Origin of the sequence: Bacillus sp. Pc3, from assembly GCF_000815145.1 — a bacterium.
Taxonomy (GTDB): domain Bacteria; phylum Bacillota; class Bacilli; order Bacillales; family Bacillaceae; genus Bacillus; species Bacillus velezensis.
Genome location: NZ_CP010406.1, coordinates 173371 through 186060, shown reverse-complemented (window position 1 = coordinate 186060; position 12690 = coordinate 173371). Strand labels below are relative to the sequence as shown.

General features: G+C 40.3%; 10 protein-coding genes and 1 pseudogene. 5 read left to right on the top strand and 6 right to left on the bottom strand.

Annotation, left to right across the window (positions count from 1 at the left end):
- Positions 1–29 precede the first annotated feature (29 nt).
- The 4 genes from SB24_RS00630 (at position 30) to SB24_RS00615 (ending at position 3605) form a co-directional block, all read left to right on the top strand.
- Positions 30–2195 carry a DUF1430 domain-containing protein gene (locus tag SB24_RS00630; protein WP_031379077.1) on the top strand — a complete coding sequence of 722 codons (2166 nt, stop codon included), beginning with the start codon at positions 30–32 and terminating at the stop codon, positions 2193–2195.
- Positions 2192–2812 (top strand): ATP-binding cassette domain-containing protein, encoded by a 621-nt coding sequence (locus tag SB24_RS00625; protein ID WP_031379076.1) that lies wholly within the window; start codon positions 2192–2194, stop codon positions 2810–2812. The genes SB24_RS00630 and SB24_RS00625 overlap by 4 nt, the downstream gene beginning before the upstream one ends.
- Before the next feature lie 13 nt (positions 2813–2825).
- The gene (locus SB24_RS00620) at positions 2826–3035 is read left to right on the top strand and encodes a bacteriocin-like WGxF protein (RefSeq protein WP_031379075.1); all 210 of its coding nucleotides are present in this window, start codon (positions 2826–2828) and stop codon (positions 3033–3035) included.
- 300 nt (positions 3036–3335) lie between these two features.
- Positions 3336–3605, top strand: coding sequence for a hypothetical protein (locus tag SB24_RS00615; RefSeq protein ID WP_052250225.1), 270 nt, complete (start codon positions 3336–3338; stop codon positions 3603–3605).
- Between the two features lie 291 nt (positions 3606–3896).
- Here SB24_RS00615 and SB24_RS00610 read toward each other — a convergent pair.
- Both SB24_RS00610 and SB24_RS00605 read right to left on the bottom strand, forming a co-directional pair.
- Positions 3897–4758, bottom strand: a pseudogene (locus tag SB24_RS00610) (alpha/beta hydrolase).
- Between the two features lie 257 nt (positions 4759–5015).
- Positions 5016–6515, bottom strand: a complete 1500-nt coding sequence (locus SB24_RS00605) for a cellulase family glycosylhydrolase (protein ID WP_039251371.1) — start codon at positions 6513–6515, stop codon at positions 5016–5018.
- A gap of 449 nt (positions 6516–6964) precedes the next feature.
- On the opposite strand from SB24_RS00605, the gene SB24_RS00600 reads away from it, so the two are divergent.
- Positions 6965–7276: a magnetosome magnetite crystal formation protein family gene (locus SB24_RS00600; RefSeq protein WP_007410147.1), complete on the top strand. Its 312-nt coding sequence runs from the start codon at positions 6965–6967 to the stop codon at positions 7274–7276.
- 51 nt (positions 7277–7327) lie between these two features.
- Here SB24_RS00600 and SB24_RS00595 read toward each other — a convergent pair whose 3' ends face one another.
- From SB24_RS00595 to SB24_RS00580, 4 genes are all read right to left on the bottom strand, one after another.
- Complete coding sequence (locus SB24_RS00595; RefSeq protein WP_031379071.1) at positions 7328–8728, bottom strand: sensor histidine kinase; 1401 nt, start codon at positions 8726–8728, stop codon at positions 7328–7330.
- Between the two features lie 2 nt (positions 8729–8730).
- The gene (locus SB24_RS00590; RefSeq protein ID WP_017417897.1) at positions 8731–9438 is read right to left on the bottom strand and encodes a response regulator transcription factor; all 708 of its coding nucleotides are present in this window, start codon (positions 9436–9438) and stop codon (positions 8731–8733) included.
- 141 nt (positions 9439–9579) lie between these two features.
- Complete coding sequence (locus SB24_RS00585) at positions 9580–10851, bottom strand: glucuronoarabinoxylan endo-1,4-beta-xylanase XynC (protein WP_039251362.1); 1272 nt, start codon at positions 10849–10851, stop codon at positions 9580–9582.
- 77 nt (positions 10852–10928) lie between these two features.
- Positions 10929–12467 carry a glycoside hydrolase family 43 protein gene (locus SB24_RS00580; RefSeq protein ID WP_039251359.1) on the bottom strand — a complete coding sequence of 513 codons (1539 nt, stop codon included), beginning with the start codon at positions 12465–12467 and terminating at the stop codon, positions 10929–10931.
- Positions 12468–12690: the final 223 nt, after the last annotated feature.

The following is a 12690-nucleotide window of genomic DNA, read 5'->3' as shown; positions in this document are numbered from 1 at the left end:
ACCGGATTTCTTTTTATGGAGGCTGTCCAATGAAGAAAACAATCTACATATTGTTCATTTTGGTTTTGCTCTCAATGAATATGTCAAGCTATCATTACACTCTTAACAAACAAATCTATTACACTTTATTCTCAAATAAAGAAGCATTGATAATCAATTATACTTCAGAATTTAAAAGTGAGGACTTTGTAAAGAGATTGGTCGCCTTCTCCAAAGAAAACAAAGTGAACATTTCTCAATACAATTTCTTGGATGAAAAGAGCTTAAACATTTATTCTACAAACCCTGAAAATGAACCATCAATACATAACGGCAATAAACTTGTGTCAAATTTTCTAAGAGGCCATTCAGAGCAGAAGATGATCGGCAGCATTACTTTTCCACTCTCGACATGGAAAATCAGATATTTTGATTTTAACCAAATAAAGAATATAGGCATAGGAAGCAAATTTTATATTTCATCTAACGATGAAAAGGTATTGGAAAAAGCACAAAACCTTTTTGCTGACTATGGTGAAGTGAGTTTTGAAAACATCACTGAGAATACTGCTTTTATGTTTAACAAAACTTTGCTTATGCTAGTGTTGCTTTCTATGCTGATTTTGTTTATTGGTGTCCTTTATTTTGTAATTAAAAATCGCAAACGGCTTCTGCTGCAAAAGTTATGGGGGTATTCCAAGGTTAAAACACTGCTTTCTTACCCAGCAATGTTTTTGAAACCTCTAATTATAATCATATTTTGCGGTGCAATTATTGTGGCTTTGCTAACCTTTTCTTTCAGTTTAAATGACTGGCTGGCTGCATATCTTAGAATTTACATTAGGAACGCGGTGATTGGTGCGCTTATCATGATGGTATACACCATCATTGTTACCCTAATCTTGTATAACAACAGCGACATTAGTGGTTCGATCAAAGGCAGCACACCGATTAAAAAATTCCAATGGTTATCTGTAGGCTTTAAAATTGTTGTCACGATATTGCTTTTCAATATTGTTGCGTTTTCACTTTCTAACTTATTCGATCTCAAACAGCAGCTTGATAATCAATCGTATTGGAAAAAGACACAAAACACTTATAAGACAAGCTTTGCAAATACCGGGATAGACTATAGTGATTTAAAATTAGACAGGGAGAAAAATGTTAGAGTTCGCGCGTTGTATCATCAATTAGAGAAGCATAAAAATGCGTTCGTCATTGATGCACATAACTATGCTGTACTAAGGAAAGATGGAAAAAAAACTGTTTATTTTTACACCTTAAATACGACAAAGAAAAATGAAGTTTACTCTCCTTCTGGACAAAGCATTACAATCAGCCCTAATTATTTAAAGGTGAATCCCATTATCGGCGCTAATAGGGAAGCCATAAGCCAAAAGCAATTAAGGGTTGATTCAAACACATTGAACCTGCTTGTTCCACAAAAGTATGAAAAATATAAAGAAAAAATAATAGCTGCATACAGGGATCACTTTTTCTTTAAAAAAGTTGAATTAGATAATATGTATAACAAGGAGATTAATCAACCTTTAAACACCCTCAAAAAAGATGAATTGAAAATCAACATCATTTATACTAAAAATAGGCAGAAGTATTTCACCTTTAATAGTGAGTTTGGGGATGCCGGCAATAAAAATAACATTGTTGATCCGATAGCTGCAATTTTCACGGACAACGTTGATCCATCTGTTATAGGGGCTTACTCAACCTCATGTTTATTCTTTTCAGATTCTTCAAAAGGCATGGCGTATGATCGCATAGTTCCTTATTTGGAGAAGACCAATACGAGAGATCTAATTGATTCATCTATTTCGGTTTATCAAGAGTTAAGCGACAATATAGCAAGAATTCAGAATCAATTCTTACAGAATTTAATTGGCCTAACAATAACGGTTATCCTGTCCGCAGCCTTTCTTGTCGCTTATATTTGGTCGTATTACAGCGCAAATGCATATCGGCTTTACCTTAAAGAGCTTTTTGGATATTCATATTGGGCCAGAAATAAAAATTTAATCATCTTTTCCCTTTTAACCAATTGCCTTATAGGTTTAGGATGCAGTATTTATTACAAAATCTTCGAATTAACAATTTTCATCGCGCTGTTTATTGTAATCGAGCTGCTTATTCTTTATTTTCTGAGTGTCTATTTAAACAGGAAAAACATGAATAGGATCTTAAAAGGAGATAGAATATGATTACACTCAACAACATATCAAAGACGTTTGATGAAAAACCTGTTCTTTCGAATTTCTCTCTTCAGATAAAAGAAAATGAATTTGTTTCAATTGTTGGTAAGAGTGGTTCAGGGAAGACAACCCTTCTAAATATAATAGGCCTTCTTGATACTCCACACTCAGGAGATATTGAGATTTTAGGCTTTCGAAACCCTAAACCTAACGACGTGATGAAACTACGGAGAGAGAACTTAGGGTATATCTTTCAAAATTATGTGCTTATGGACAATGAAACAGTATTAACAAATTTACAACTTTCGACGGCTTATGCAAAAGACTTCAAGAAAGAAAAGTTGACAGAAGCTTTAGAAATGGTTGGTCTGGATAAAAGCTTTTTAAAGAAAAAGGTTTATCAACTGAGTGGCGGAGAGCAGCAACGTGTGGCCATCGCAAGAATTATTTTGAAGCCTTGTGATATTATCCTGGCTGATGAACCGACAGGAAACTTAGACGAATATAACAAAAGCATTATTTTGTCTTTATTCCATCAGTTAAAAGACATGGGGAAAACGATTATTTGTGTTACTCATGATCAAGAAATCGCCAATGGTTCGGATAGAGTGATCAATCTTTCATAAGGAGAGGTTCTAAATGAAACATATTACTTTTGCACTGTCTACAAGTGTCCTGATTATTATTACAGGGGTCGTTCATAGAGTAATCTTTAGAATGTTTGGCTTACCTTTTGATCAAGCAATAATTTTCTGGGGCGGATTTGTAGTTGTTTATTTTGTGTTAGCTCTGCTTTCTTCTTTACTCTTTAGAAATTTAGGTTCAAACAGCAGAAATTACGAGGCTTAATAAAGGCTTTAATGCTTCCTCACGAAGTATCAAGAAGGGTACATTTTGTTCTAGAAGAAAGGACCGGCCAACACGCCGGTTTTTTATGTAAGCATATTTGCAAAAAGAATCGCTATCAGAAGCCCTTCGAAAAGTTTCAGAATTCAAGAATGGAAAAGAATCGCCATAATTTTGTATTTTTTCCAAAAATAATACTCTCATCTACAAAATATGACAAATTTCCCTCTTGCAAGGTGATAAAATCAGATTGCCTGCTAAGTGAGTAAGCAGCAGGCAACAAATCAAAAGGGGGCAATAAAAATGTTAAAAAGTAAATTCAAGAAGATAGCAGGAGCTACAGCACTGGTGGGGGCCTTGCTAGTATCTGGAGTACAAGCGGCTGATGCAGCAACTAAACCAGGAAATTTAATCCCAATTCGAAACAAACAATTTGATGATAAGGTTGAAGAATACAGATGGCTTGGTAATGATACTGTTAGAATTTTCTTTAGAGACAGTGAAGGAAAATATTATTGGGAAGATTTTGAGTGTGTAACTACAGAAGGCGGAGTTTGTTACGTATATGAATGAATAAGTCTTATTCATAGTATATAGCGAAGATAAATCGTAATAAGTCCTATTTTTTCTCATTTTGTCTCAATATCTAAGTATACTTAGGATAATGAGACAAAATTTTTTATTTACTATTTAACTTCCTAGAATATATATTATGTAAACTAGGAATTGTGAAGAGAATATAAAAGTGGATCCATATTCTAAGAACATCCCCTTTTTGTAAGGTAATATTAAAAAAACTCTACGTCCTTAATAAATTAAGTTGGTCATAAAGGTTTTTCAGTTTGAGTATTTTAATCGGTTATGTCACTTGTTGCTGGTCTTCTTGATCAAGTCCACGCCATCGTATGCCAGACTTTCCACACTTGCAGCCTTCTGCAGGATGTAATGATCAAAAAAGTTCTTCGTATAGTCTGTAACAAGATTTCGCATCTCCATGGCATCCCGTTCGCTCTAAGTTCCTCATTCACACTGGTAAACACGATGTCGCAGTAATCTAAATGCGCAGCACGATCAACAGAGAAATAATAGGTATCCATGCTATTGTTAGCGCCAATGATCGCATTCATGTTATAGTTCGGTTCAGAAAACAGCAGCAAAAAGGGTTTCTTAATGTCGCTGCCCTGAAGGCCGAACGCTCCGCTATCCAAGCCAATCCCGCAGGCGAACCGGTCGTCGTCCCCGCAAACAATCGCCGTCGTCGGCCCTCCATAAGAATGTCCGACTATGCCCATGCCGATGTCAAGCAACAATCTGCCCTTAAAGATGGAATTCAGCTCTCCAGAATCCAATTTGACAAGATAATCGGCTACATACCTTACACCTTCTGCCTGTAATTCACTATACTCTGTTAACTTGTCAAGTATCGGCAGTGTAAGCACGTTTTGACACATCTCAATGGCAGTTTCATCGTCGGGCCGCATCTCCATCTTACCAGCCAAAGCCAGCATCTCCGGATCTTCAGAAAACGCCATAATGACATCCGATCGCAAACTTCAGGAAACATGTACGCTGATGTAGTCTTACCTTCGCTGCTGTCGGACGGATAGTATACAAACGCCGTCAGTTCTCTTTTTGTATGATCTGATGCCGTGTACTCAAAATCCATCTGGATTCGGCCGACAGTATAGCCGCCAATTGGCTCTGGAAATGCGTCATACCTTTTCATTCTCTTGTTCCCCCTTACGTAAAAAATGTGGCGGATGTGAAATACATACATTGCGCTATAAACGCTTTTCAAAACTGTGAAACGATTACATCATATGTTCAGTGAATCATATCTACTCCTTGGCTTTCTTGAGATTGCTAACAACATTTGTACAGGCCCATATACTGTTTCAGAGTTCATCCGCCACGTAAACCTCCTTGTATTGCTGTTTAAGATGACAAAAGCGGACATCGTTGCTGATGTCCGCCTTAAGCTTACTAATTGGGTTCTGTTCCCCAAATCAGTTTTCCTTGATGATATAATGTGATTTTTTTCGTTGTTTTAAACGTATTTGATTGGAAAAAGGAATAATCGCCGCTTTGTGCATAATTGCTCCAGTCATCATTGTGAAGACGAAGCTGAATATTCCCTGTGCTTGCTCCCGGTGACAGCGTTCCTGTTTTAAACCCCAGTTCCAGATAGGTATCTGCACCTTGCTTAGGTTTATGCAGCGTCACAAACTTGTGGGTCAGATTGCCGCATCCCATCTGCGCGTAGTCACAGTCAACGTTTTGGCCTTTGTTTTTCGCGTTATACCAATAACGGGCAGTGACATCTTTTAAATCAACCGTCGCATTGCCGTTATTTTTTATGTGAAGCTGCGGGCGGATTTGATTGCTGTTCACACGCCCATCCCCTGCTTTGTATTGTACAGAAACGCCTTTTTCCTGTGTGGGGTTATCTTGTGCTGGCGTTTCAGGGCCGTCCTTCGTTAAATCTTTAGTACCGCGAATGTTTTCTCTTACGAATGTTCCTGAAGCAGTTAAATCTGTAAGCGGCCAGCCGCCTGTTTTAGATGCTCCCGGCTTTAAAGCCGAAGATGATTCCTGCTTATCAGAAAGATTCCAGTTCACCCAGCTGATGTTCTTGCTGTCGAGATAATTCAGCCATTCCCGCGACTGGTCTAGGAATACACCGCCATTTCCAGACGCATCGCTTGTTCCCCATTCCGTCACGAAAATAGGCGCTCCTTTGCTGAGTGCGTAGTTTGCTTTATCCCGTAAAAATTGGCCGTGTGTGCCGGCATAAAAATGAAGCGCGTACATGACGTTTGCATCTTTTAACTGGTCATCGGCAGCATCATTCACATCCTGGCTCCATGTACCGGTTCCGACAATGATAATGTTGTCTGGATCATTTTTGCGGATAACGGAAATCACTTCTTCCGCATACGGTTTAATATCACGCTTCCAGTTCACGTCACCGTTTGGTTCGTTTGCAATTTCATAAATGACGTTCGGCGTGTTTCCGTAAAGACTTGACATTTCCTTGAAAAATTCTTTTGCCTTCTCTTTATTTTGGTTTGGGTTGCCGTCATTTAAAATATGCCAGTCAATGATGACATATATCCCAAGTTCTTTTGCCGCTTCAACCGCTTCTTTTACTTTATTTTTCACGGACGGGTTGTCAATATAACCGCCATCTGCCGTATACATCGCCGCGCGGAAAACGGTTATGCCCCAATCGTCTCTCAGCCATTTTAAGCTGTCTTTATTGACGAAATCTCCATACCATTGCAATCCATGTGAACTGATCCCTTTCAGTTGTACCGCTTTACCGTCTCGGTTTACGAGCTGTGTACCTTTTATGCTAAGCTGACCATTCTTGGCTACTGGCGTTTTTGTCTCTGCTGCTGATGCCGGCGAAGGCAGCAAGCCGCCCATTGTCAATACCGCAATCAATAAACACGTAATAAAAATAGAAATTGACCGTTTCATATCTGATCTTTTCCTCCTTCGCATCATTTTGGCTCTTTCTTATGAGCTCGAACTCATTGTAAAAATCTTTCTCATGATTGTCTATCAACCTAATTTCTTGTTTTTGGGAGGTGTTAAAGTCTGTCAATTTGCTCTATCTCTATTGAATAAGACACACCTGACACATATAGAACAAAGAAAACCGGGCTGAATCGGGACTTTACACGTCATTTTTCAATCGAATCGAAAAATTAAATGTATTTCCAACGTAGACACGCTGAATGTGATGAGTCTCAGTATGGCATTGAATCTTATGATTGCTGTAAGAAGACGAGTCCTTGTTAATTTAAGGTTGATGTAAGGTTCGGATTAATACGGGTTAAGGTTGGAGTTGTACAATAAGATTGTACTTCAGTGAGGGATTCAGCCAGAAGAATTCCCCCTTCAATAAATCATAGAGGTGAAAAGGTTTGAGAGAAAATAAAATGTTGTCTTCATTATGTTACTTCAGTATATTTTTTGCGCCGTTTCTGTTTCCGATTATCGTCTATTTCTTAGGCCAGGATGATGTGAAATATCATGCGAAAAAATCTTTGTGGACGCATCTGATTCCTTATTTGATTTTTGGAATTGGCATCATCGCTTCAGGTTTACTTGGTATGAATGATATCAGGCACGCCGGGCCTTTCCTGCTTGCGACGTATGCTGTTACATTCCTTGTGGCGATCTATTTTTTCATTTGGAACATTGTCAAAGGAATCAAAGTGTTTTCGGAACAATAGGAAAAAACGGTTCTGTTTTTAATCAGCAGAACCGTTTTTTTTGTATAGCCATTATGATAATTGTATATCTATCGTTGTCCCTTCTCCCGCGGTGCTGTGAATGGTGATGTCCCCTCCGTGCTTTTGGATAATATCCTTTGCTATGGCCATTCCAAGACCAGAGCCTGCATGCGTCGTTCCTGTATTTGTCCCCCTGTAATAGCGATCAAACACTTTTTCCAGCTCCTCTTCTTCTATCCCTTTGCCATTGTCCTTAATTGTCACATGGGTCCGTTCTTTTTGTTCAAGCTGTACAACGATCTTCACATCAGGATCATTGTGAACGAGGGCATTTAAAATGAGATTCGTGACCGCTCTCCTAATCAATATCGCATCAAGGTTCAGCATCAGCTTTTCCACGTTCGTTTGAAGTTCAATGGACTTATCCGCATATCTAGAATCGTTTAACATATCAATTAACGTTTCCCGCAGCAGCGATACAAGGTTTACCCGTTCTGTATGTAACATCACATCGTTGTTTTTCAGCCTTGTCGTTAAATTTAAATCTTCCATCACATCTTTCATATAGAGGGATTTACTCTCAATGATCTGGGCGTACTCTCTGACCTGTTCGGCTGTGAGATGGTAATTTGGATCTTTGATGATTTCTGCATAGCCTTGAATAGATGCTAATGGTGTTTTAATGTCATGAGAAATATGACTGATCCACTCTTCACGCATTTGCTCTAATTTATCTTTTTCTTTTTTGCTTGAAGATAGTTGTTCCGATAAATGATTGACATTATAGAAGACATCTTTATAAATGCCTTTGGGTTTCATGTTGATCGTATAATCTCCATTAGCTAACCGCTGGATTCCTTGAATGACACGGCCGAGCGGTTTTGTGAGCTGCCGGCTGAATAGATAGCCAATGACTAACGCGATCAATGCATCTATTGATAATAATATGATGGTTCCTGCATTGAACTTCGTCACAAATTCCTTGGTATCATATGAGAGGACAAATTTTCCGAGAGAGGGATTTTTAAACCCTATAAAGTAACTGTACTCCTTGCCGTTTACTTTTTTTCCGCCGGCGTAAATGGTTGATAATAATTGTTCATCCTTATATTTATGTAAATTTACAATTTCAATAGGCGTATATTTTTTCTTCAGTCCTTTAGGTTCTCTATCATGATAAACATCCTGTCCGTTTTCATCTAATATTTGAATCCATGCATTCTGCTCTTTTAAAGCTTTTTGGCCCTCTTTGTTTACCGTGATACCATTGTTCGATAACGTGACATATTGTCGGAATGATCTTGTGAAAGTTTCCGGTGTACTTTCTTCGTCATGTTGGCTGTTCGCCTGGAAAACGAGCCAAAACATAAAAATAAATAAATTAATGAAGACTGTAATGATGGTCACGATAATGACAGAGACCATATATCTGCCTGTTAATCGCCAATTCATCCTTATGCATCCTTTACAACAAATTTGTAGCCTAACCCTTTCACAGTGACGAGAAAGTCTGGTTTTGACGGGGTGTTTTCTATTTTCTCACGGAGCCTGCGTATATGAACCATCACCGTGTTGTCAGAACCGAAGAAATCTTCTCCCCATACAGCTTGATAGAGTGTTTCTTTACTGATCACCCGATTGGGATGCTGCAGAAAATAGGTCATAAGCATAAGTTCTTTAGGTGTTAACTCAATAGCCGCTCCATTTTTGGTGAGCTCGGCTTGTTGTTGGTTTAATTCAAATGGCCCTTTTTTTATTACGGTTCCGGTTTGAGAAGGCTGTAAGTAAGAGACCCGTCTCAGCTGCGCTTTGACCCGGTATGCAACTTCCTTAGGGCTGAAGGGTTTTGTAATGTAGTCGTCCCCGCCGATGGCAAGTCCTACAATTTTATCCGTTTCCTCCCCCTTTGCAGACAAAAAGATAATAGGAACGTGTGAAATGTCTCTTATTTGCTTGCAGATATCATAGCCTTCACCGTCTGGCAGCATGATATCCAATATCACCAGATCGGGATTTTCTTGATGAAATTGAGCCAATCCGTCACGGGCAGTCGAAGCGGTCACTACGCGATCAATGCCTTCTCTTATTAATACGGTTTTGATCAGTTCCAAAATTTCTTTTTCATCGTCTATGATTAATACTTTGCTGTGAAGCCGTGACATATATTGATCACTCCTTGAAGTCATTGTCATTATTATACCCAATGTCCGTGTATCGTTAAAAATCAACACTTCTCTCCCACAGAAAATAAGCCAATTTTCTTTATTGAGTAAGAAAATTGGCTTATTGCGATGCTGATGCCTTTAACGCTTTACAACAAATGTTGTCACGCTTTGAGCCGGAAGATGGGCCCAAAAATGATTGTCCGTTACTTTGAGATCCGTTCCAGGTTGAAGATTGCTGCTGCTGCTCGTGATCCATCTGGATACTTGCGAAGCAGTTCCATTCTGCAACACGAAGTTTTGGTTGACCCCTGTGTTATTTTTATTAATGGCAACAATCACGACTTTATTGTCTCCTTTATAGGCTGACACGTAAACATTCGGTTCAGGATTTTTCGTTGCATCAATCCTTACATAGCCTGGGCGCACAAATTTTGAGAAATGAGCCATGTTGTATCCGCGTTTGCTGATCATCCCATCTTCTTTCATAGGGCCGTATGATCTGCGGATGTACCACCACACATAAGCTTGAAAATCTCCCTCTACCATTGAATGATGAATATGCTCTGAAACACCTAAAGCCTCAGGCCAGCGATCCGCTGAATTGTTGTCACTATTCGGATAGTATACCTCCGTCATCCATAGCTCTTTCCCTCCTCCTTTTTGTTTGAAAAGAGGATAAGGAAACTGACTGACCTGAGTGCCGTACAGGTGGGTTCCGAGGATATCCATATTCCTAAGCGCCTGCGGATCATTCAAAATGGGGTCCGATATATTTTTCAGGTATTGAAATGATTCCGGCGCAATCACGCGGGCATTAATGGAACCGGCATTCTCTCTCATGAAACGCAGGATTTCTTGGGGCGTCCACCATGTCCATTCGTGAGCGTAATCAGGCTCGTTTTGCATAGAAATCGCATACAGATTCACACCATTACTCTTCATGAAATTAACGAAATCGTTAAGATGCTGCGCGTATGCGGCGTACTTATCGTATCTCAGCCGCTTAGCTGTTGTGTCACCATTATGATTGAAAGTCTCAACCATATCGTTTGGCGGATTCCAAGGGGAAGCAAAAACGATTGCTCCATGTTTGATCGCACTCTTTGCAGTCTCCACTTCCTTGTACCAATTATTTCTATTTTCATCTACATGAATTCTTAAGACCGAAAAACCTAACTGATTCTGTCCATTGCCAAAAGCGGTCTCCCGTTGAGCCGCAGTCAAGTCTCCAATCCAAGCCGGGTGGTTCATTCCTCCAAAACCGCGAATCACTTGTCTTTCTGCAGATATATTAACTGTTGCATCACTTGCCGCCAAGACCTCAGCAGCGCCTGGGCCCATTAACATTACTGACAGCGTAGTGAAACATACTAATAATAGACAAATTGTTTTTTTTACGCTCGACATCATTTTTTCCTCTCCTTTATCTGTCTTTTACCGTATTAGAAAAATGTGTTCTGTCCTGCTTTTAAATCACAGTACTGATGCTATTTTTGCGTAAACTGCCAATAATCAAAGTTAAACAAGTTTCCTGAACCTGTTCCGGTAAATACAAAGAATACGTTGTGTACACCGGCTGCGCCGCTTACCGCAGTTTCTATTTCTCTCCAAGATTGCGTTCCGCCTGTGGAAGGGACATTCAGTGTTCCCGCAAGCTTACCTGTTGGACTATCGAGACGCACTTCTATTTTTCCGCCAAGAGCGGATGCTACATTTGCTTTAAACGTCCTGGCACCGTCTGACCCGAAGTCTGCATTTCCTACAGCAATCCAGTCTCCGTTATGAATGTTTGTGACATGTTGATTATTGACCGGCCCGCCGGGTGCTGAGGATGCCTCTGTCAAAATCCGTCCGTTCCAGGCAAACGTTTCCGCTTCTACCCGGTGATATGGATTCAAGTTGGATAGCTGTTTGACACCTGCAAAATTTGCCGCTACCTCTTGCAGGGAGCCATCTGGATTATGCACAACCTTATTTATATGGGGAGAACGGTATCCTTTGCCGGCCCCGAACAGAGCGGAGCTGACAGTTTGAGTATGATACACCGTGTACCACTCGTTTTTAAAATTGAAAACGGCATGATGGTTGTTTCCGCCGCCTCCGAAAAATGCACCCGGATTTTTCAGAAAGTGCCCTCTATATGTAAAGGGACCCATGGGACTTGAGCTGGTCATGTAGCCGATCTCACCCGGGGGTTTATCGGCCGGGTGCGCGCCGCTGAAATTGATGCAATAGGAATAGTAATATGTCCCGTTATATTTGTGCATTCCCGAATCTTCAAACATGAAAGGCGCATCGATCGTAGATGCACTTCCGGCAACACTGGTCATATCAGGCCCTAATTTCATGACTCTTGCTGTTTTAGGATTGGCCCATTGCCCCTGCGTTGGATTTGAACCTCCAGGGATGCCTCCGCCGGCATATAGGTAACCGGTACCGTCATCATCTACGAATACTGCCGGATCAAAAAGCCATACAACGCCGGACATTCCTGGTGTACTTGGCGTCACCAGCGGTTTTCCGATCGGATCTGTCCATGGGCCGGTCGGGCTGTCTGCGGTGAGAACCCCGATACCTCCGCCGCCGTTTGCGAAATAAAGGAAAAATTTATCCTTACCGTTGATCTTTTTCACCGCGGCTGACGGGGCCCATGATGCTCCTGCCCATTTGGCAATCCCCCGGCCGCCATTCACCCCATTGGCACCCGCTGCGGGAATCGCTCCGTGATCTGTCCAGTTCACCATATCCGCTGAAGATATGACGGATATTTTATTCAAATTGGCAAATGAATTATCCTTAATCGTGCCGTCGCTGTTATATTCATAGTCATCGCTTGACATATAGATGTAGACTCTTCCGTTATAGGTCAGCGCAAACGGATCTGCGCCCAGATGATGGTCTATAAGCGGATTTGAATTCCCAACATGTTTTGCAATTGGAATGCTTACCGCATTCGCATATTCCCCAGGTAAACAGCTCAATAATAAAGCAAGGACCCATAGGCATACCCAACATTTTTTACACATAACTTAACGCTCCTCCTTTTTTTAAAAATTTAGGCAACTTTTACCATCTGAGAACAAATTGCAGTACCGGCAGTAAAAAGCAGACTCCGCAGTTAAGCAACTCAATAATAGAGCTAGTACCCATAAACATACGCTACACTTTTTTCTAATAACTTGACATCCTCCTTTTTCCTTAAAATGTATGATGATTTTTTTACCATTTGATGACAACTGGTCATGGAGA